At 60.8% G+C, this 21,130-nt stretch carries 14 protein-coding genes and 3 pseudogenes; 8 read left to right on the top strand and 9 right to left on the bottom strand.

Annotated elements, in window-relative coordinates:
* Positions 1-6: 6 nt before the first annotated feature.
* Positions 7-1,079 (top strand): annotated as a pseudogene (locus RF647_RS03620) (IS630 family transposase).
* A gap of 197 nt (positions 1,080-1,276) precedes the next feature.
* On the opposite strand, the gene RF647_RS03615 reads toward RF647_RS03620, so the two are convergent.
* Genes RF647_RS03615 through RF647_RS03590 form a run of 6 tightly spaced genes read right to left on the bottom strand, consistent with a single transcriptional unit; the run spans position 1,277 to position 8,651 of the window.
* Positions 1,277-2,389: a glycosyltransferase gene (locus RF647_RS03615; RefSeq protein ID WP_368810549.1), complete on the bottom strand. Its 1,113-nt coding sequence runs from the start codon at positions 2,387-2,389 to the stop codon at positions 1,277-1,279.
* 36 nt (positions 2,390-2,425) lie between these two features.
* Complete coding sequence (locus RF647_RS03610; protein WP_368810548.1) at positions 2,426-3,889, bottom strand: lipopolysaccharide biosynthesis protein; 1,464 nt, start codon at positions 3,887-3,889, stop codon at positions 2,426-2,428.
* Positions 3,890-3,893: 4 nt separating this feature from the next.
* Positions 3,894-5,135 (bottom strand): polysaccharide pyruvyl transferase family protein, encoded by a 1,242-nt coding sequence (locus tag RF647_RS03605; RefSeq protein ID WP_368810547.1) that lies wholly within the window; start codon positions 5,133-5,135, stop codon positions 3,894-3,896.
* A gap of 57 nt (positions 5,136-5,192) precedes the next feature.
* A complete protein-coding gene (locus RF647_RS03600; protein WP_368810546.1) occupies positions 5,193-6,380 on the bottom strand; it encodes a glycosyltransferase in 1,188 nt (395 codons plus the stop codon).
* Positions 6,377-7,549 carry a glycosyltransferase gene (locus tag RF647_RS03595; protein ID WP_368810545.1) on the bottom strand — a complete coding sequence of 391 codons (1,173 nt, stop codon included), beginning with the start codon at positions 7,547-7,549 and terminating at the stop codon, positions 6,377-6,379. Before RF647_RS03595 ends, RF647_RS03600 begins: the two co-directional genes overlap by 4 nt.
* A 40-nt stretch (positions 7,550-7,589) precedes the next feature.
* On the bottom strand, positions 7,590-8,651 hold the full coding sequence (locus RF647_RS03590) for a glycosyltransferase family 4 protein (RefSeq protein ID WP_368810544.1): 1,062 nt from the start codon (positions 8,649-8,651) through the stop codon (positions 7,590-7,592).
* A 439-nt stretch (positions 8,652-9,090) separates the two neighbouring features.
* Between RF647_RS03590 and RF647_RS03585 the strand changes: the two are divergent.
* Positions 9,091-9,459, top strand: a pseudogene (locus RF647_RS03585) (Wzz/FepE/Etk N-terminal domain-containing protein); the annotation flags it as partial.
* 309 nt (positions 9,460-9,768) lie between these two features.
* Positions 9,769-10,878, top strand: coding sequence for a polysaccharide biosynthesis tyrosine autokinase (locus tag RF647_RS03580; protein ID WP_368810713.1), 1,110 nt, complete (start codon positions 9,769-9,771; stop codon positions 10,876-10,878).
* A gap of 395 nt (positions 10,879-11,273) precedes the next feature.
* Here RF647_RS03580 and RF647_RS03575 read toward each other — a convergent pair whose 3' ends face one another.
* Positions 11,274-11,861, bottom strand: coding sequence for an alpha amylase C-terminal domain-containing protein (locus RF647_RS03575; protein WP_368810543.1), 588 nt, complete (start codon positions 11,859-11,861; stop codon positions 11,274-11,276).
* A 90-nt stretch (positions 11,862-11,951) separates the two neighbouring features.
* Positions 11,952-13,523: an alpha-amylase family glycosyl hydrolase gene (locus RF647_RS03570; protein ID WP_368810542.1), complete on the bottom strand. Its 1,572-nt coding sequence runs from the start codon at positions 13,521-13,523 to the stop codon at positions 11,952-11,954.
* Between the two features lie 372 nt (positions 13,524-13,895).
* Between RF647_RS03570 and RF647_RS03565 the strand changes: the two genes are divergently transcribed.
* Positions 13,896-14,993, top strand: a complete 1,098-nt coding sequence (locus tag RF647_RS03565; RefSeq protein ID WP_368810541.1) for a hypothetical protein — start codon at positions 13,896-13,898, stop codon at positions 14,991-14,993.
* A 361-nt stretch (positions 14,994-15,354) separates the two neighbouring features.
* On the opposite strand, the gene RF647_RS03560 is transcribed toward RF647_RS03565, so the two are convergent.
* Positions 15,355-15,561: a hypothetical protein gene (locus RF647_RS03560; RefSeq protein ID WP_368810540.1), complete on the bottom strand. Its 207-nt coding sequence runs from the start codon at positions 15,559-15,561 to the stop codon at positions 15,355-15,357.
* 169 nt (positions 15,562-15,730) lie between these two features.
* On the opposite strand from RF647_RS03560, the gene RF647_RS03555 reads away from it, so the two are divergent.
* The 4 genes and pseudogenes from RF647_RS03555 (at position 15,731) to RF647_RS03540 (ending at position 21,048) form a co-directional block, all read left to right on the top strand.
* Positions 15,731-16,741 (top strand): IS481 family transposase, encoded by a 1,011-nt coding sequence (locus RF647_RS03555; RefSeq protein ID WP_368810539.1) that lies wholly within the window; start codon positions 15,731-15,733, stop codon positions 16,739-16,741.
* An 890-nt stretch (positions 16,742-17,631) separates the two neighbouring features.
* A complete protein-coding gene (locus tag RF647_RS03550) occupies positions 17,632-17,880 on the top strand; it encodes a hypothetical protein (RefSeq protein WP_368810538.1) in 249 nt (82 codons plus the stop codon).
* 1,157 nt (positions 17,881-19,037) lie between these two features.
* A pseudogene (locus tag RF647_RS03545) lies at positions 19,038-19,867 on the top strand (IS5 family transposase).
* A 380-nt stretch (positions 19,868-20,247) separates the two neighbouring features.
* Positions 20,248-21,048, top strand: a complete 801-nt coding sequence (locus tag RF647_RS03540) for a hypothetical protein (protein WP_368810537.1) — start codon at positions 20,248-20,250, stop codon at positions 21,046-21,048.
* The last annotated feature ends 82 nt before the right edge of the window (positions 21,049-21,130 follow it).

The following is a 21,130-nucleotide window of genomic DNA, read 5'->3' as shown; positions in this document are numbered from 1 at the left end:
TGTGTTATGGCGAATCATCCTGCGGCTCCGTTGCTGTTGCGCCAGGGCGACCGGGAGAAGCTCCAGCAGCTCGTCCGGTCGACCTCGGTGCGGGCCGGGCTGGCGCAGCGGGCGCGGATCGTGCTGCTGTCCGCCGACGGGGTTTCCAATACTGAGATCGCCGAGAAAGTCGGCGCGACCCGCACCACGGTGATCGCCTGGCGGGCCCGCTACACCGAGGCCGGGATCGAGGGACTGGCCGATCATGACCGGTCGGGCCGGCCCCGGCAGATCGACCACCGGGCGATCGTGGCCGCTACCCTGAGGCCGCCGCCGAAGAAGCTCGGGGTCACCCACTGGTCCTCCCGCCTGCCGGCGGGGCGGCTGGGGATTGACCATTCCACCGTGGCTAAGGCCTGGCGCGAGTACGGGGGGCCCCGTGGCGGGAGGGCACCTTCAAGTTCTCCACCGACCCGCAGTTGGTGGCCAAGGTTGTCGACGTGGTCGGTCTGTATCTGGCCCCGCCCGAGAATCCGGTGGTGCTCTGCGTGGACGAGAAGTCCCAGATCCAGGCCCTCGAGAGAACCGCCCCGTCTCTGCCGATGCAGCCCGGGAACCCGGCCGCCCGCACCCATGACTACGTCCGCCACGGGACTTCCACCCTGTTCGGGGCGCTGGAGATCGCCACCGGCCATGTGACCGCAGCGTGCAAACCGCGGCACCGGCGCCAGGAGTTTCTGGCGTTCCTCAAGCAGGTGGCCCGGGCCTACACGGAGGGGCAGCTGCACCTGGTGATGGACAACTACGCCACCCACAAGACCGCCGTAGTCAGAGCCTGGCTGGCCGACAATCCCCGGTTCCGGGTCCACTTCACCCCGACCTCCGCGTCATGGCTGTACCTCGTGGAGGTGTGGTTCTCCATCGTCGAACGCCAGGCCCTACACCGGGTCGACGTGGTCTAAATCCAGGAGCTGAACGCCCGGATCCCCGCCTTCGTCACCGGCTGGAACGACCGCTGCCACCCCTTCGTGTGGACCAAGACCAGCACCGAGATCCTCGGGAAAGGCAACCGCCCAACCACTTCAAAGACGGGCCACTAGAGACTTCCGTCCTCTGGCGAGAAGCCCGTTCCTCATGACATCGACGCACCCGCGTCAAGAAGGCTCTGTCTCACAACACTTAATCATTCATGCTTGAATTTGAAGAAATCGACATATATAGCTATTGCAACTCGACATATCAGACGTAAAGTAAATACATATACTGATGACGCTTGTGACCAAAAAATTAGCAGCCTTCACTCTTCGCTCATACCACGCACGATTTCCTGCAGTCGTTCAATAAACACTTGAGCCGAAAACTGCTCAGCGTGTTCTTGGATTTTTGGCCCATCCCATTCATATTTAGGGAAGGCTGCTAAGGATTCACGTATCGAATCAGGGCTCGGGGCATCTATAAAAAGTCCAGTGGCACCCTCCACAACAGTGTCCAAATATCCGCCAGCGCGTAGGGCGATGGTGGGCTTACCATAAGCCGCGGCCTCCACTGGCGTCAGACCGAAATCCTCAAAGGAAGGCGCCACAACTGCCTCGCATGTCGAATAAATCCAACGCATCTGCGCGTCTGTCAGATGGGAAACAATTTTGACGTTAATAGGGGCGGATTCGACCAGCTCGTCTCGCAGAGGGCCAGCTCCTACAATCACAAGGCGCTGATTCAGGCCCCTAAATGCTTCGATTGCCTGATTGACATTCTTGTACGGCAAAAGCCTGGACACCAACAGGAAGTGCCCGCCTACGCCCACGAAGTCCTCAAGGCCAGGAATTGGCTCGCGAGGCCCGTTAGTATCCACTCCGTAGGGCGGATGTAGTACGTCAACCTCCCTGCCGTAGACTTCTTTCACGCGCTTTTTCACATGGGTCGAATTGGCAACATAGACGACGGAGTTCGCGGCGGCCCTTTGGTCCCACAAACGCAGAATAGGACGCATCATCCATAGGGGCCACCCTGCTGGCTTTCTCCACAATGCGGAACCGAGATACTGCTGCGAAAAATACAACCAGCGAGCAGGTGAATGGCAGTACACCATCTTATTCCCATCAAACGTGAAACCGTGCGCCCATCCTGAGGATGAAATTACCGCAACGTCCTCCCTAACACGCAACGCTTGAGACGCGAAGGCGAGAAAGGGTAAAGCAAGCCTGTGATTTCGACGAAAAACACCCAGCTTATTCAAAGGCGATGTAACAATATTAGCATCTTGGAACTCCGGGTAAGTACTTTCCGGATTGTATAAGGTCGTGTAGATGGTGGCATCCGGAAACGCCCGGTGCATAGCGAGGACAACTCGTTCCGCTCCCCCCCTTTGCGTTAGATAGTCGTGGGCGATAGCTACGGTTGGCTGCTTCATATAGCAGTTACCCCCTTTTGTATTGAGGAATCTGTATCATTTCCGCTTTAGAAAAAAGAAGTGGGCGTCTGCACGCACCTGTCCCCAGGCTTTTCGATGCAGGAAACGGAGAACGACCACCATCACCACGCAACCAAGTAGTCCTCCACACACGAGTCGCGCAAAGGGTGGTAGGGGAACGATCATTAGCATGGCGTAGGGCGCAGCTACCCACGCGCTCAAACTTATGGCTGGGACTAGAGATCCCAACATGCTCTTATATGAGGTTCTGGCTGTCGCTTTGTGCAGATAAGCAATGTATGGAGTAAGCACGAGGCCGGCAATCGTATACCCCCAGGCGACGCCAACCATGCCCCACGACAATCCAGCGACAATACCACCAATTTGAACCGCGGCAGCGATTAAATTAAAGCGCAAGTGCGTTTGAGATTTTCCCATACCCAAAAGAAGAGGCGCATGGATAGAAGTTACCGATTGTCGAGCACCGGTTAAAGCAAGTATTTGAAGGACTGGCACAGCACCGAGCCAACTTGAACCCAGGAAAACCAATACCGCATCTTCACCTGAAATCGCTACGAACGTCATCAAAGGAAAAGTAATAAGAGAGATGGCCGACATGCTCCGTAGCGTCAACCGAGATACTTCTGGCAAGTTCGCCTTATGACTGGCGATGGCTGGAAACAGTACCCGCGAGACCATTTGGCCCACCATCTGCACTGGCGTCAACAACACTCTGTAGGCCAGCGAGTACAGGGCAAGATCGGCGGCGCCGTAAAACTTACCTACGAGCAAGTTATCCACATTGCGGGAAGTCACAGAAACCACATTGCCAAGAAAGACTCTTGATCCGAAACCAAAAATCTGCTTGAGGTGAGAGAAGCGCATTGAGGGACGAAAGAATCGCGCCGCTCCCATCAGCATAATAGCCACTACAAAATCATTCGCAATGACTTGAATGACGATGGACCAGTACCCGAGACCGCCGAACGCGGCAGCCAATCCGGCCAGGCCGCCAAGCAACGCTCCTAGCACGTCGGCTATCGCGATGGGCTTGAAAGCGAAGGAGCGCATCAGCACCATGCGCGGAACAATTGCGAGTCCCTTCAAAACCAGGCCTCCGCCAAGAACTTTCAGCACCAACTCAAGCTCGGGAGTGTTAAAGAACGCTGCGGTGGCCGGCGCGACGGCGAAGGTTACCGCGAAAAGCACTAGTGAAAGGACTATATTTAGACCGGCCGCTGCGCGAACCGTGTCTATCGTAACCCGTGAGCTACTCACCAGGGCGGCTGTTAGGCCTTGGTCAAGAATTAATATTGCAAATGCAATGTATACACTCGCCTGAGCCACCAACCCATAGGCCTCTGGTCCCAGCAACCGCGCGAGCACAACCGAAAAGCCCAGCAGAAAGATCTGTCGACCGATTAGCGAAGCACCATTCCAGGCAACGGACTTCTTTAGGGGGCGGCCTTGTTCCTCGCCGTATTCCAATACAGTGGCCATGGAACTACGGTTGCCGGGCGATAGGACGAACAATCTCGTGCAAATCTTCGACTGGCGACATTGCCGCCGTGCGCAACTTCGTCAATTGTTCAGCGCTGAGCGTCCACCTTTCGCGGTTTTGGCTCACCTCTATCAGCTTGCCCTCAATCCAGTCACTTGTGACCGATTCGATGCTTATGGCCAAGTCACCGAGTCCCAACGAACGGAAAAGTTCCAGCGTCTTGAACTCATAGGCGACAGCGATAACGGGCACACCTGCGACTAGAGCCATGATGGCAAGATGCATTCGCGTGGTAACCACGACCTCCGCCTCAGCGACAATCTGCAGCAGTACGTCGGGGCCGTGGAAATCTCTGTCCACTTCCACCTTCATGCCCTCGAAGATCCTCATAGCCAGGGCTGAATCGTCGTAGGCGTACTCAGGCACCCCCTGACAGGTTGACAGCGCCGTCACGGCGAAGTCTTCCTCAAGAAGGGCACTGGCAGCCTGGCGCATAGCGTCAGCGTATGTCGATTGATCAAATGAGTCGGATGCCACACCCCTGTTCCATTCGCGGACGGACAGAAGTGCTCGACGCTTGCCGCCGAATAGCTGAGACATCCGTGACGGCCGTGCAAGGGCGAATACGGCGTCAGCCACCACGCGCCCTTCCACGCCGGAGACCGTGCGCCGCCAAGCCACTGCAGACTTCTCGTCGCGGAAATACACCAGATCCGTACAGTGAGCAATCCGTTTAATGGCTGTCGATGCCCGAGGTGAGTCGAAGGGCCCCATGGACTGAGTCCAGAGGACAACGGGGAGGCCCAGTCGTGAGCCCATCTCTAGCTCGACCGCCCTGGACTCGAAGTTGTAATGGTCCACCAGATAGGTGCCACCACTACTAATTAAGAGCTCCATCTGAGCCATCAAACAAAAGCTCCGAGCAAACCCTGTTCGACGCAAAACTGGGAATCCAAAAATCCGCTGAGCAACACGGGGATTCGTCGACACCGTACGCACGAGAGTATGACGGAACCGTTGCAGTAGGTTGCGCAGACGTGCAGGCCTGCGGGGTGGGGACACGGCTAGTTGCTGGAAAATGTTCCAAGACGGATAGAGACGTCTTGTGACCCTCGCGTTCGAGTCGAACACGTAGATTTCGGCACGTGTTGCGACTCCCCCCGCCTCCAGAGCCTGCACGATGCCCTCGTAAATGGCTGCGTCTCCAGTATTCGACAGAACGGCGTTGGTAATGGCAACTTTCACGTTCTTTCCACACTCTCTTTTGGACGGTCTAAACAACTTACGCCTGACGATTTTATGTTAATTTTTTTGCGCAGCACTATTTTTTTCCAGCAATTCATCATATATTTGCTCGAGCTTTTCTGATTGCCGAACCAGGTCAAACTCCTGCCTCACTCGTTGGGCTGCGGCGAGTCCAACCTCAGTGGCCCTATTAGGGCTGTCCAGAAGTGCTTCCATGCGCTCCGCAAGGCCAGACACGTCGTTCTCCTCCGCGAGTAGACCGTACGCATCAGAAGGTATGGCTTCGGGAATGCCGGAATGGCGAGTCGATATCACCGGCGTACCCGCGCTCATAGCCTCTAATATGGAAATGGGAAGGCCTTCTTGGTCACCATTCTCTGCTGTCCGACTGGGCAGGACAAATGCCAAGGCTCGGTCCAAAAGGGTCTTAATGCTTGCTAGGTCCTGCTGGCCGTAAAAGTGAACTTTTTTCCGCAACCCGTGGGCATTGACCATGGCTTCAAGGCTTTCCCTGAGAGGGCCGTCGCCCACGATATCCACGTGGGCATCCGGATATCGGGGAGAAATCTTGTGAAGCGCATCAATCAGCACCGACGTCCCCTTTTTTTCGACCAATCGCGCCACATGGACGAACCGAGGCTCGCGCGGGGCTCTGCTAATGGGGAAGCGGTGGGTGTCCACCCCGATGTAGTGAGTCATAACTTTTTCTGGGGGCATCCCCAATTCGACAGCCTTGCCAGCAAGGTAGTCGGACACGCATAGGATGCGTGTTGCCCTGCGAGCGGTCGATGCTCGAGCCAATGCGTACCGAATAGCTACGGGTCGCCGAGCACGGATCAGATCGGGCTTTGTGATAGTGACGTCTCTGCCGTGCAAGGTGATGACGGACGGAAGAGACAGTCTTTCTGCCGTGGGTACTATCAGCATTCCGTCGGGACCAAAATGAGCATGCACCAAACGAGCATCCTCTTGCTTAATTAGCTTTTCCAGCACGCGGGATCGCCCACCCAGTGCGAACTTGTACTGGGCCAATCTGCTGCTTTGCGCGTCAAGAGATACTGCCAAGACCCCCTCCGGTGCATTCATTACCGGACGGCGTGAAACGTACAGGGGGTTGTACCTCTGCATTGACTGCACCTGCGAGCGAATAAATGTTTCCGACGGCACAAAAAGTCGTTCGCGGAAGACCACAATGTTTGGCACCGTTATCTCCGAACCCAATAGTTGTTCCGTTCGGATACTCATGCTTTGGCCTCAATGACCGCTCGTCGCACGGATAAGATTAAAGATCCGAACCGGTTAGCAATCTCTGCGTCTGTCGGAATTCTCCTAAAACCCAGCGCACCCTCCGACAAAGCCTTCCGCAATTCAAAGTCATTATTTAGAGCGCTAAGTGCGTCAACGAGATCGTTTTCGCTTCCCATTTGGACCAGCAGGCCGTTCTTCCTGTCGGTCACCCATTCCGGCGGACCTCCAGCATTGACCGCGACAGTAGGCCGCCCAGCCGCCAAATATTGAAGCACGTTCTGACCCAAGGGCTCCGGCCTGATCGAAGAATGAACGCAGATGTCCATGCCGGACAAAAAATCAAAAATGTTCTCGATATGACCCATAAACACCACTTGATCCTCGATCCCGAGCGTCCGGGCAAGTTGCTTCAGGTGGCCAAGGTAGTTCTCATGTCCAAACGCAGGGGCGCCGGCAATGTACAGCTTGGCGGCCGAATCCTTAAAAACCCGCGCGAAGGCAGTGAACAACAGTTCCTGCCCCTTCCAGGGATCGATCCGAGCGACCATGCCGACATTTCGCACTTCGGGGGCGACAAATGACGTCGTCAAACGGCGATCTATGCCCGCAGGACTGGGGATGACTTCGGCAGTTGCGTTGCTCCTGAGGTACGGCAGCGCTGTGGAAAGCGTAGCCTTGGAGTTGCCAATCACGGCATCAGCGCGCGGAAGGACAAACTTGCGGAAAAGAAATTCTCCCGCTCGCCCCAGACTCGCGGAGTCGACCATGTCGCGCAAATGTACGACCAACGGTTTGTCGGTGCCGAAGCATGCCATGGCACCGTAAAGCGCGGCCCGGCTCGTGTTCGCGTGGATGACATCTGCTGACCGGAAGGCCTGGTTTGCACGCAGGCGCACCGCTTCTGCTGCGATATTGAACCCGAATTTAAGCGCTTGCGCAAAAGACGCGGAACTGGCTCCAGATTTTTGTAACTTACCAATTTCAATGACTTTTACATGCGAAAGACCTTGATCCCTGAATGCGTCCTCGGTTTCCAAACCTTTCGATCTAGCTGGCAGTGCCAGTACGGGCACCCAATGGCCCGCATTCTCGCACAGGCGGCGCAAGGCTATCTCAGCTCCGCCCGGCGTACGAGTGTGGTCAAGGTGCAACACGGTCGGATGCACGTGACTCTCAAATGTTCCCGAGAGGATTGGTCTAGTCATGTCAGGCCGCCCGACTGCCACGATGGTCAATTCTTTCGACGATTGCTGCGACAGACCCCTGAATCGATAACGCCTGGGCGTTCTGACGGACATGGTCGCCGACATCGGCGCGGTGACTGTCGTTTCGGACAAGATTCTGGACGGCCACTACCCAGGCCTGCGTGTCATGAGGGTCCAGTACATAGGCGTCACGAAGTTGTTTGTCTGTGTACAACATCGGCGCTGCCCCGAACGCATCAGACAACACAGTTGCCATACCGCCTGTGGCCGCCTCGACCGCGCTGCGCCCGAATGCCTCCCTGAACGATGTCCCGATATAGATGGTGCCCTCTTCCCACACCGACTGAGGATCACTCCAGCCCCGGAACATCACGTTGGACGGTGCTGCTTGTTCCAACTCAGAGCGCAGTTCGCCGTCTCCAAACATAAGACCCGTAACCGGCACCTGCTTCAGAATTTCAAGGAAAAGGTGGGGGTTTTTGTCCGGGGACATTCGGGCAGCCCACACCAAAACTGACCCTGTTGACTTTCGGACTCGCGCTTGGGCGTGTGAGGCGATACCAGCCGGGACGATATGTGTTTGTGGCCAGTCCAGTTCTGCCTTGAGTTTCGGAGTAGTGGCCCAAACCTCCCACATGCGACTCAGAGCCCATCTCTCGATCAAGCGCCATGCTGTTCTACGCAAATGGTTGGCCTCACCTTCACGTGGCCATGGAGCACCACGAACATATGCAATGAGCTTTTGTTTACGGTGACGTTTCAGTGTGGCAAGAAGCACGTCCGACTGAGGGATGAGCGATATCACAGCATCAGAAGTTTGAAGGCGTTCATGCTTTCCAAGCAGGCTTCTCAGCTTCAACAATCCTGTCAGTCCAGCGTAGTCAAGGACATGCACATCAACACCTTCCGGCACTGAGGTCGCTCCTAGATCACCACGAGTGACAATGACGCCTTTCCAATCAAGTCCCGCATTTCTTGCTGCTTCGACCAGTTCACATGTGGATCGAAAGACTCCTCCCTTTGTAATAAGAGGAGCCGCCACCAGGGTTACCTTTGGATTCATATCTTTTCCAGTTTCTCAGACCTGTTCGCAGGACGGGACAAAATCTGCTCGCGCGAAGTAAACTTTTCGGCACGCGTCGCTCGTGAGACCCACGGTGGACGTTCCCATTGAGCTCGTCACCCGAGGGGGCGGGTGGCTCCTTCCACTTGCTTTGGTACGGGTCTCCTGATCTTGCCCGCAGGGGAAGTTACGCCATGCCGGCAAGTCTGCACTGCATTAGGCGTCTCCCAAGGCAAGCGTCAACATGCGGCGCGGCGCGCCTTGACTGCGCCAGGAGACGATAGCATTGCATGCAGGTTAGCCCTCGGAAGCTTCCCATGGCTCACTACAGGCAGCCCGCGAATGAGCTACATCCACGCCCGTGGGCGCTCCGTGACAGGCATCACTTGACGCGGATTATCCGTGGTGCTGTGGCAGATAAGTCGATGGTCTCCCGACCATGCCCCCAAGCCATCTGGTCACCTGGCCACCAGGGGCTATAGGAGTTTTTGGGCAATCTATGGATGAAGGAGTAACAGTGACGTATGACCGTTCCACGGATACGGACACAGGTCTAGATGCCCGCGAATTTGTGCGAATGGTACGTCAACATTGGCGCGTCATAACGGCACTCACGCTAGTCTGCACGCTGCTCGCTCTCGCTTGGTCCTTGACTAGGCCGAACGTATATGCATCCACTGCGACCGGGCTTGTGATCGCCACTGGCCAGGAGGATCTAACAAGCGCCGTCGCAGGGGACCGCCTTGCTCAGTCGAAAGCAATTTCCTACGAGTCTTTGGCTACCTCGCGACCAGTGGCAGAAGCTGTCATCCGTGATCTCGCATTGGCTGCGACGCCAGAAAGCCTGCTTGGCTCCGTGGAAACTAATGTACCCAGCGAAACGATGGAGATTCGCATCACCACAAAGTCCACATCACCTGAAGGTGCAGCTGATTTGGCTAACGCTTGGGTGACTGCTTTAGCGGGCCAAGTACAGACGCTGGAAAGCAACGCCGTTGGCGACGGCGAAGCAGTTGGTCGAGTCACGCTACAACCCTTGAGCAATGCCTCGTACCCCCTGTCCCCCACTTCGCCCAACGTACCCCTCAATATTGCTATTGGTTTCCTAGGGGGTCTTATGGTCGGACTAGCCTACGCCTTCGCCCGGTACAAGATAGACCGCCGGATCAAGTCGGTGGAGGAGATCCGCGACGGCTTCGGTGTGGCGGTCCTCGGCACCATTCCACAGGACGACCGGCTCGCCGATCACCGCGAGATCATCGAGACCGGCTTCTCCGGCGGGCGCGGTCACCACGAGTTCTCCGAGGCGCTGCGCGAGCTGCGCACCAACCTCAGCTTCGTCTCCGTGGACCACCCGCCGAAGATGATCGTGGTCACCTCCTCCCTGCCGGGTGAGGGCAAGTCCTCGATCACCGCGAACCTGGCGGTGGCCATCGCCTCGACCGGGCGCAACGTCGTCGTCGTGGACGGGGACCTCCGCCGCCCGGTGATGACCGACCTGTTCGGGCTGGTCCCCGGCGTGGGCGTCACCGACGTGCTGACCGGGGAGGTGCAGGTGGACGAGGTCCTTCAGACCTACGACAAGTTCCCGAACCTGCAGGTGCTCGGCGCCGGCCGCACCGCCCCGAACCCCACCGAGCTCCTGTCCTCGAAGGCCATGCACACCATGCTCGAGACCCTCGCCGAGGACGCCCTGGTCCTGGTGGACGCTCCCCCGCTGCTGCCGGTCACGGACGCCGCGCTGCTCACGGCCTCGGCCGACGGCGCGATCATCGTGGCCACCGCGCAGAAGACCACCACGGACGAGCTGTCCAAGGCCCTGGAGAACCTGCACCAGGTCCGCGGCAACATCCTCGGTGTGGTGCTCAACCGGGTACCCACCACCGGCGCTGACGCCGGGTACTACGGCTACTACGGCAAGTCCTACTACGCGAACTCGGACGAGCAGGCAGCGCCGAAGACCGGTGCGCAGCCGGTCGTCCCCGCGCCGGTCGGCAAGCACCAGCCGCGGGGCACCGAGCTGCGACCGGAGTCCGCCGCGGCCCAGCCGCCGGCCGTGCCGCGGGCGCAACAGGAGCCCACGGCTCCCTCGGCGGAGGATGCGGCGCCCGCGCCGACGAGCGCTGATCATCCGGATGTCCCGGGCTCTGCCGAGCCCGAGACCTTCGGGCTCGAGGCATGGGGCCGGTCCGGCTCGTCCACCGGGTCCACGTCGACGAGGCACTGACCCCAGCCCGTTTCCGGCTGGCTGGACCATGTACGGGGCGCCTCCTGCGGGGGGCGCCCCGTGGCGCATGCCGTCCGGGTCAGATTCGGAAACGCTGATACTCGCTGCGGTACCAGACCTCTGAACGATGCCACTCTCGTCGGCGGCGGAACACCGAAGACGTCGACGACCTTGCCGCTGCACTGCTGGACCACGGAGACCGGCAACAAGGCGAGAAATCGGCGTCACCGTAACCACTGCCCATCGTGGTCTCACCATGCAGAGGACATGGGCTGCTTCGCCGATCCAGCTCACCATGGTCGGCGACACCTCGTCGTCGTGCACCACCGACCGTTCGTGCCCGGCGCCCCGGCCCGGATCGGTGACGCCCCGCGCAGGCAACCGTCCTCCCCCGGTCAGACGCCTCGCAGGACGATGAGCCCATTGGCCGGGAGCCGCACCTCGATCCGCCCGTCGTGGCACAGCAGCGTGGCGCTGTAGTTGCCGAGATCGGACCCGCCGCAGAAGTGCGAATCGCTGTTGAAGATCTCCTGCCACCCTCCGGGGGGCAACCGGTCCACTGTCGAGTGCATGACGTAACCATCGGCAAAGGGCCGGTTGTTCAAGGACGCGATGACCAGCTCCTGGGTGGTGCCTTCACGGCGGGTGAAGGCGATGACCCGATTGTCGTCCGAGGCACGGATGATGTCGATGTTGCGGGACCTGATAGCGCGACTGCCGCGACTGAGGCGGATCACATCCTGGTAGTAGCGGAAGAGATTCGCCCCGTGACCCTGACGCTCGCCCAAGATGTCCTCCCGGCTCGTCCGCACGTTGTCGTACTTGTAGACCCGTTGCGCGCAGATCTCCTCGCCCATGACGAACATCGGCGTGCCGGCCGAGAGGATGCTGAGCCCGGCAACGACACGGACCCTCGCCTCCGCAGCGTCGCGCGTCGGTCCGAACAGGGCAGCGTTGTTGACGGCTGCGCGGATCGTGCGCATGGTCCCACCGTGGTTGCCGGCTTCGTCGTGGGACTTGTGGTAGACGACGTGCGCTTCACCCGTCCGCGCCAGTGACCCGCAGAACTGGCTTCACAGCACGGGGTCGTCGGTGCCGAACCCTGCACGGTGGAGCACGCGGGCCTTGTCCCCCTGGTCCGAGGCGTCCCCGATGAGGTCGTAATAGAACGCCGAGAACCAGGTGGCGTTGAATTCCAGCCCGCCGGAATCGGTGGGCTCGGTGACCCTCCACCACCCCGAATGGTCCTCAGCAATGCGCAGGGTGGTGGGGCAGACGAGGTGCAGAGTGCGGCTCCACTCACGCAGCAGCTTCTGCCCGTAGAGGTTCGCTCGGCCCACCGCTATGTCGGTGCCATTGAGCTCGTTGCGGCCGTGGATCGCCTCGGTGAGGTCCACGCGAAACCCGTCGACGTGGAACTCCTCGGCGAATTCCGCGGCGCTGCTGGTGAACAGCTGACGGACGTTCTCCTCCCAGTATCGGGGCGCCGCCCCGGAGGAGCCGTTCTCGAAGTATCCACCCTCCGGAGTCGGATAGGACGTGGAGTCTCCCTCGTACCAGTAGTAGATGTTCTGCTCGGGCCGGTCGGAGTCGTACTGCCACTGAGCGCGTTCCGCCTGGTTGTCGAAGTGGTTGTAGACGACGTCCTGGATGACGGCGATCCCGTTGCGGTGGCACTCCCGGACGAAGTGCTTGTACTTGTCCCGTCCGCCCGCACTGGACTCGATGACGAAGTGGTGCGTGTCCCCATAGCCCCAGCTGTAGACCCCGCCGGTCTCGGACACCGGCATCAGCTCCACCGCATTGACCCCCAGGCATACCAAGTAAGGGATGAGATCCATGGCGTCCTGCAGATTCCCAGGCCCCGTCCGGCCGTATCCCCACGATCCGATGTGCAGCTCGTAGATGACCAGCTCCGTGAGCCGGGTCGACACCGGCCTCTCCTGCGTGAACTCCGAGGCCCAGAACTCTTCGTCGGCGAGCTGCCGGGGCGGGTCGGTGGTCGGCTCGAACTCCTCGCGGACCAGGTCCTGGTCGATCACGACACTGCAACTGACCCCGCCGTCGAGGGTGTGGGGATCACCGTCCCACGCAGCATGCTCAGGGTTGATGTCGCCCCGCCCGATCTGCCACCGGGAGTGGATGTCGGTGCGGTACTTGACGGCCCCTTGAGCGGTGCGGAGGCGGTACATGTACGGCAGTCCGACGTAGGTTGAGAAATCCGGCTGGGCGGCGCTGGCCCAGACGCCACCAGTGGTCTCGTGGAGCGCGATGATGGGCCGATCCGGGTCGATGCCCCGCCCGTCGTCGTCGATGTAGCCGTTGTCCCGAAGCCCGAAGACGACGTCGACCGACTGGGCGTGAGGTGCCCAGACGGCGAAGCGAATGCCCTCGTTGCCGTCCTGATAGTACTTCTGCGCCCCCAGGTATCGGCTCACGGTCATCCGGTACCGTGCCGTGACGTGCTCTCCGTTCGCCGGTATGACGGCGGTCCGCTCCGGTCTGACGAGGTGCGGGTCCGGATCCTCGGTGACGATCTCCCGCATCGGGATCTCGGCCCAGGCGTTCCAGCTGCCGCACAACCGTGCGTTGCGGAAGAGGGGTTGCTTGATGCCGGTGATGTACTGGAACCGAACGGTGATCATGATGCCCCGATCACGCTGTTGTGTTCGCCCACTGCCCCGGCGGGCGAGAACCGCGAATCTCCAGCGTCGTCCTGGCCGACGCGCGGGATCAAGGGGTCGTCTCTCTGTGTAGCCGAGGGCCTGGATCGTTGCGGTGACATCACCCCGCGGTAACAGCCCGTCACCATGTGTCATCACGGGCAGTCCTTCGGGCTACCAGTAACGGACCGGTCATGCCTGCGTACCTAGAGTGCGCTGCAAAGCGGCATGCCGGGTTCTGGGAGTTCACGACACCGGTGGATGCCGGCGGAGCCGTGCAGGGGGCCGTGGTGTCAGGCGTGCAAGACCAGCGATGCGATCGTCCAGTGCCTGACGACGTGGAAGGAGCAACCGGTGAGCACAAGCGTTGGGAACGAAGAGGAAAAGCCCTCCACCCCTGGAGCTGGAGGCGTCCCTTCGCCCGAGGGGCATCAGACCAAAGACAACCGACAGAACCCAAGAGTCAGCAGGCCGCCGTTCCCCTTCAGTCAGGTGACTAACCGCCCGTGGCGTGAGGAGGCCCTGACACGGGGGGCGGAACTCGCAACACTGCTCGACTGGTTCCGTGAGGGCCACCATGGAGCCGGCTCGCCATCGCCCTCCTACGTGGATGGTGCCATCGAGGATCATCTGAAGGAAGCCACCGAGGCGGCGCAAAGGCTGTCCCGGTGGCGCCCTGTCCGCAACGTCTCGACCATGGAACGCGTCACGAGCAATCTCGATGCTGCCGAGGTCGGGCTGCTGCGGCGCGCACCAGAGGAGTACCTTGGCGGGCAGATGAGCCACATCCTGGCGCACGTACAGTTCCATCTGCGCAAGAACGACCCCCGGCGAACACGCGTCGAGGAACTCGCTGAGGTGGCGGCACAAGGCAAGCTGGATGCGTGCGTCAAGGAAGAGCTCATCCGCGCGGTGTGGGTGGCGAGTTTGGAAGCACGCCGAGAGGTGGCGCGCGTGCAGACCTTCTGCGCCGTTCTGTATGCCACCGCGGTGGTCCTCACCTTCGCGGCCGCCGCCTTGGCGCTCTGGGGATGGTTCGAACCGACGCATGTGCCGCTGTGCTTCCAGCCGGTAGGTGGCGACGTCTGCCCTACAGGCTCCACACCGAATCGAGTCGACATTGTCCTCGTCCAGTTCATCGGGCTCCTGTCCGGTGCGGTCTCCGGTGCTACCGGTCTACGCCACCTGAACGGTCGCAGCACGAGAATCGGGCTGCCGGTCGCCCTGTCCATCCTGAAGCTTCCCATGGGCGCCCTGACCGCGGTCCTCGGTCTGCTGCTGATGCGCGGCGAGTTCATTCCCGGACTCAGCAATCTGGACAGTACTGCGCAGATCCTCGCGTGGGCAGTCGTGTTCGGGGCGGCCCAGCAACTCATGACCGGGTTCATCGACCGCAAGGCCAGTGACGTGCTCAGTCAGGTGGCGGGCCAGAAGAACAAGTTGATTCAGTAGCCGCCGTCCGCGACGGTCGACAGGGGTGCTGTGGTGGGGGGATGTCTCGCCGCAGGGTCGATGCCGCCCGTGCTCGCCCGTCGTCGTGTTCCCGGGGTTCATCGGCCGCAGGCGGTACCAGGCCACCAGCAACTCCAACACACTGCGGTCATGGCACTGTCATTCCTCGTGCGCACTCCCGTGCAACCACTCCAATATTCAGACGGCATTGACAACAACCACCGGGAGGTCCTGGGTAACCAAGCCATGGGGCAGGTCAGAGAGTCAACGGAAGTCGGGGCAGTCCCGGGGCCGTCGGAGGCATGTCCAGAGTGCGCACAACGGTGATCAGCAGTTGATTCGGAACGTGTGGTCGGTCTGGTCAGCGGACGCCGGAGTCGAACTTGATCGTCACCCGCGTGAACTTGCCCCGGCACACGTTGACCGTTACCTGTTCAGCGTCTGGCAACGGGGCGCCCTCCATGTTCGAGGCTTGGATCTGGTAATTTCCCGGAGGCAGTGCCAGTTCGAATGTGCCTGTCTGGTCGCTCGAGGTGCGGCCGACGACTTCCCCTTCGGTGTCAGCCACCACGATTCGCGCCGGCAATAGTTGATCCGGACAGTCTTCTTCGACTGGTAGCACTAGATGTTGTGGGGCATGAGGTTCTTGGCGCGGGTGCGTCGGTGAGATGAGGAACGGGCTCCTCGCCACAGGATGGAAGTTCCTACACCGTCCGCCCGCACGAGAGAGCCCGTTCATGCCCCACATTAACGCACCATTGACCCCGCCCGGCCGGCTGCGCATGGTCCGCCGCCACCTCGACGACGGAATCCCCAAAGCCCATGTGGCCGCCGAGTTTCGGGTCTCCAGGCCCACGGTGGCGACCTGGGTGGCTCGCTACCTCTCCGCCGGCGAGGCAGGACTGGCCGACCGCCCCTCAACTCCGCACCGCAGCCGGAACCGCACTCCGGCGGCGGTCGTGGAGCTCATCGAATCCCTGCGGCGGGAACGGAAATGGTCGGCCAGGCGCATCCACCGCCACCTGCTCGAGCTCGGGCACAAGCTGCACCTGCGCACCGTGGGCCGGTGGCTGGCCCGCCTGGGGATCTCTCGGCTGTGCGACCTCACCCCGGACGGTGACGACCTCAGGCGCCCGCCGCAGCGGATCCGTGCCGCCTGGCCCGGGCACATGGTTCACCTGGATGTGAAGAAGGTCGGGCGGATCCCCGACGGTGGCGGGTGGCGGGCCCACGGCCGCGGGTCCCACGCTGCCAAGGCGGCCAAGCGCGGGCCCGGGGCGAAGGTGGGCTACACCTACCTGCACTCGGCCGTGGACGGCTTCTCGAGGTTGGCCTACACCGAGGCCCTCGCCGACGAGAAGGCCACCACCACGATCGGGTTCTTCTGCCGGGCGCGGGCGTTCTTCGCCGCCCACGGCATCACTCGGCTGCACCGGGTGGTCACGGACAATGGCGCCAACTACAAGGCCCGGGACTTTACCCGCACCGTGGAAGCCCTCGCCGGCCGGCATCAGCGGATCCGCCCCTACACGCCCCGGCACAACGGGAAGGTCGAGAGGTTCAACCGGCTGCTGGCCGACGAGGTGCTCTACGTCCGTCCCTACGCCAGTGAGCAGGCCCGCCAGGAGGCGATCGGGGTGTGGGTGAACCACTTCAATTACCATCGGCCCCATACCGCTTGTGGTGATCAGCCCCCGGCCTCACGCGTCCCGGCCCGAGTCAATAACGTCACGCCCTCTTACAACTAGGGGCAGGGCGGACGGGGAACTGGCCCTCCCCCCATCACTCCCGGGCGCGACGACGATCGAATCTTTCCCCGACAAGACGCCTCATACCCCTTGGCTGGGGAGTCACTTTCCGGCCCCTATGAGGTAGATACGGCCTGCTGTGCGAGACGGAGGAATAGAGGTGGATACCGGACGGAGTGATGGATATGTCGGCTTCGTTGACGGGACGCTGACCCCACGCAGATCGCTCGGCAGGTGCAAGCACCGGGAACTGATTTAACACGTCTGGTGACAGGGCGCAACGGTCCACGACCTACGGCTTCCGCGCGTCTGGATGTTCCCGGCAACCCTGCCGCCGGCGGATCGGTCGACCGGAGATCTCGACCCTGAGCTGACAGGCTATGCCTAAGAGCGTACACCCGTCGATGTACCCGAGAACTCAATCTGCGGGTGGATGAAATCCCCTCCACTGAAGACCATGATTGCCTTTATAAGGCTTCGACATGAGGTCGGCAAATTCGGTAGATTTCAGCTCGAACAAGGCTCAATTAACCCATGCTTTTTGGTGCTGAAAATAACCCTTACAGTGCCCCGTCAGGTCGCCAGTGAAGAAACTCACCGACACAACGGGTCCATTACAGCCTCGAAACATCTCGGCCATGCTGCCGTCATGCGTACAGGAGTTCCCCTCACGAGCACCACCCATACATCGAACAAGGGAGGCAAGACGGCCATCATCGACCAGAAACAATAATACTGTTTTCTCCACTCAACCATTGAGATAGCGCAACTGCGCATTCATGATAATGCTAGCCACTATTCAATGGTGAGACCTGTCTCAGAGGTCTCGGAATTTCATCCCTTGCGTGCATGTTTTTTGCATTTATCATGCATGCCATTTTTCAGGAGATATGATGAACATCATGCGCAAGACTCTCGCCGGTGCAACTATCGCGACCGCCCTCGTGGGCGGTTCGCTGGCCACTCCTGCTCTGGCGAGCAGTGGCGTCCAAAGCGAAACCAAGGTATCTTCCACGCTCAGCCAAACCAGCGGCGTCTGCTATTACAATTACTGGGTCGCAGGCTACTGGACCTATGACAACTACGGCTATGCCTACTGGGTCCCGGGCTACTGGGCGACCTACTACTACTACTGCTAGTGACATAAGGGCGGTTGCCCGGCCGGTTCTCGGGCGCGGCCGGGCAACCATCTGAGCCCCAGCACCATTCGTCCGATTGAGCGTGAGTGCTCTACATTCTCGGTGGCGAAACCGGTGAAATAGCAACTTTTCACCACACGCATTTCAGTATTCGTTAATATCGCCCTACATGACCTTCCTGGAGCAGACCAATCGGTTACGGTGACGCCTCCACCCAAAGGTCCGATGCGAGTAGGCGGTTCGCGTCTGGGAGCGGGATGTCGCGGCCGGTCATGTGTCCCCACGTCGCATAGCAAGGGGCACTTCCCGACGCCACCGTGAATTTGTTGGCGTCGCACCACCGCCGAAGTGAAATTTACATCGGCTCCAGCATTTGCACACATCAGGACTCACAATGAAAAACACATCAGTGACCACAATGGAAAATACAGATCACCATCGTCATGGCCGGCGCAGCCAAATATCAGCGGCAGTCTTGTGCTTGGGGGCCTTAATTTTTCCAGCATTAGCCGTTGCGCCGGCAGAGGCTGCGGTGACGAAGTACAATTGCACCCTGACCAGTTACAAGCCATACGATTCCACGCCCAGCGCAGCGCATAAGCAGACAATCACTCTTCACGCATACGTCAAGTGCAAGAATGCCGACACCAAAGTGCAAGTAAGATTTCAAGCCTGGGAAGCGGACGGAGGGTGGCACCCTCATTGGGAAGACGACAAAATTGGCGGATGGAGATATGACCCCGCCACAAATGCGTATCCCAATTGGAGGCTTTCAACGAAGGATTCTAACACGCGATTCTCAACTACTCTTAACACGGTGGATTGGGATGACGACAACAGGGGCGACTTCTACCACACGGTACAGTTCCGCATCGTCATCAACGGCACGTGGTCGGAATGGTCAAGCACGGATGTGTCACCTCAGTTGGTGCTGCCCTGGAACTAGCAAATGAATGCGAACATCAGCAGATACACGTGGACGTGCTGTTCCCGCAAGACAACTCCCTTCTCGAAAGCGCCCCGGGCCTCAAAGCCGGGGCGCTTTTCGGTGCGTTCGGTACACAATGCCTTCAGACCTGGCCTCAAAACCTGATCCTTCGTTGCTGACTCTCCTCCAGGTGGTGCACAGTGCCTTCATGAGGAGGAAGCAGTCGTAGATGGCCGATGACCGTTTCTGGGAGCTGATCGCCCCGCTGATCCCACCCCAGCCACCGCCTCGCGGGCCAGGGGACCGGCCCCGGATCGATGATCGTGCCGCCCTGGAGGGCATCCTGTTCGTGCTCCACACCGGGTGCCGGTGGAGGGATCTGCCCCCGGCCCTGGGTTGCGGATCCGGGCACACCGCCTGGCGCCGGCTGCGTGAGTTGCAGGATGCCGAAGTCTGGGAGAAGCTCCACCGGGTCGTACTCGAAGAACTCTTCGAGAACAAGATTCTCGACTGAGCGCGGGCCAGCATCGACGCGGTGTCCGTACAGTCCAAAGGGGGGGGTGAGCTGACCGGCCCGAACCCGACCGAGCGCGGGAAACCGGGCACGAAGTACCACCTGCTCACCGACGCGGCCGACCTTACTTTGCACGTACTGGCTTCCGCGGCGAACGTCCACGACAACAAGCTCTTCGAGCCGTTGCTGGAGACCACACCCCGGCACTCCGTGGCCGTCGAGGGCGCCCAGGGCGACCCCGTCGCAGGCCGGAGAAGCTGCACACGGACATGGGCTACGACTACCCGAGGTGCCGGCGTTACCTGCACCGGCAGGGCACCAAGGTCCGGATCTCCCGGCGCGGGATCGAGGCCAAGACACACCTGGGCCGACACCGTTGGGTCGTGGGGCGCACCATCTCCTGGCTCCTGCGCTTCAAGCGTCTCGGGCTGCGCTACGACCGCACCGTAGCCACGCTGCTGCCACTGCTTCTGCTCGCTGTCACGGCGAGCTTGCCGGCAGGGCGTCACCGCAGTGCCTTCCAGCCCGGGCCGGACATGTCATGATCCCGGCCGCTATTGACCCGTCGGCGCACCGGACCCATCCTGGCGTGACCTGGCGTAACACCGGATGGTCGCGGAGTATTTCCGTCACCGCGTCCCGCGGCCGCACCCGCGTCCGGGGGGATGATGGGCCACCGGCCGCACGATCAGGGAGCGCTGCGGGCCGGGACAGCTGGGAAGCTGTCCCACTCCCGTTTCCTCACCGACCCGCTACAGTCCGCTGCTGCCCCCTCCCACAGGTTCTCCGAAGCCATCCCACTTGCAGATTGGCTGAGGGTCGCTCCCACCGAGCAAGCACCAGGCGGGCGTCACGCAGCAGTACTCACCCCAGCGATCCGGGAGCCATCCGCGCCCCGGGGCCCGCAGCACCGAAGGAGCCGACCATGCCCCTGGAACACCCGATCGAGATCAAGATCACCGTCGGCGGCGATCCTGCTGAGTCTCCCCCGGGCACCGTCGACAAGGCCGTGCAGGACCTGGAGCTTCCTGACGGCCGGGCCCGGCGGATCTGGTTCCTCGAGGACCTCACCCCCGGCCTGCCCCAGCACCTGCCGATGCTGGGGACCGGGCAGATCTTCCGGGTCCGCCTGGACGAGAAGAAGAACGGCAGCTGGGAAGCCGACGCCACGGTGAAACTGCGCCCGGCACGCCGCACGCAACTGCCCCACCCCTGGGACCGGGCGCACTCGGCAGACGAGGAGATCGACGGCTACGAGTACCGCATCGAGGAGGACTGGGCGGGGACACGACGGTCCCTGGCCGCCTCCCTGAAGGTCGACATCGACCCCGAGCGCCTGGCACCAGGGCACGCACCCCGAGACAGTCTCCGGGGCGGTTTTGCGCCCCGGGAGGTATTCAGCGAGCACCACCAGCAGTTCCTGGCCGCCTGCGCCGATCGTCGTGTGGTCCTGGACGCGCTCACTCCGCTGGGGCCCATCGAGGCCACCCGGTGGAAGGACGTGGAGGTCGGGAAGTTCATCACGATGGTGGAGCGATGGACCCTCGAGGGGTTGGACTTCCTTGAGCTGTCGATCCAGCTCGAAGCAGGAAGTAAGGAGGATCCACTGGAGCGCCTGATCGCTTTCTCGACCGCCGCAGCCGCCCGCGGGCTGAACCCCTTCAGCCGTCAGGAGACCAAGACCCGGCGCGTTCTCGAGCACCTCGCCCACCGCGCCGGCGCGTGAGCGCACACCCACGACCCCACCAGGGCCCGCGACATCCCCAGGTGCGTGCGCCACTCGGACTCGCCCCGGCCGCTTCCGAACA

It is taken from the genome of Kocuria sp. CPCC 205263 (genome assembly GCF_040981075.1).
In the GTDB taxonomy this organism is placed as follows: Bacteria; Actinomycetota; Actinomycetes; order Actinomycetales; family Micrococcaceae; genus Kocuria; species Kocuria rosea.
This window is presented reverse-complemented; position numbering and strand designations above follow the sequence as displayed.

Coding starts and splice junctions, on each gene's coding strand:
- RF647_RS03615 (WP_368810549.1), bottom strand. CDS start 2,389: ATGAAGCAGCCAACCGTAGCTATCGCCCACGACTATCTAACGCAAAGG.
- RF647_RS03610 (WP_368810548.1), bottom strand. CDS start 3,889: ATGGCCACTGTATTGGAATACGGCGAGGAACAAGGCCGCCCCCTAAAG.
- RF647_RS03600 (WP_368810546.1), bottom strand. CDS start 6,380: ATGAGTATCCGAACGGAACAACTATTGGGTTCGGAGATAACGGTGCCA.
- RF647_RS03590 (WP_368810544.1), bottom strand. CDS start 8,651: ATGAATCCAAAGGTAACCCTGGTGGCGGCTCCTCTTATTACAAAGGGA.
- RF647_RS03580 (WP_368810713.1), top strand. CDS start 9,769: ATGGTCGGACTAGCCTACGCCTTCGCCCGGTACAAGATAGACCGCCGG.
- RF647_RS03575 (WP_368810543.1), bottom strand. CDS start 11,861: ATGCGCACGATCCGCGCAGCCGTCAACAACGCTGCCCTGTTCGGACCG.
- RF647_RS03570 (WP_368810542.1), bottom strand. CDS start 13,523: ATGATCACCGTTCGGTTCCAGTACATCACCGGCATCAAGCAACCCCTC.
- RF647_RS03555 (WP_368810539.1), top strand. CDS start 15,731: ATGCCCCACATTAACGCACCATTGACCCCGCCCGGCCGGCTGCGCATG.
- RF647_RS03550 (WP_368810538.1), top strand. CDS start 17,632: ATGATGAACATCATGCGCAAGACTCTCGCCGGTGCAACTATCGCGACC.
- RF647_RS03540 (WP_368810537.1), top strand. CDS start 20,248: ATGCCCCTGGAACACCCGATCGAGATCAAGATCACCGTCGGCGGCGAT.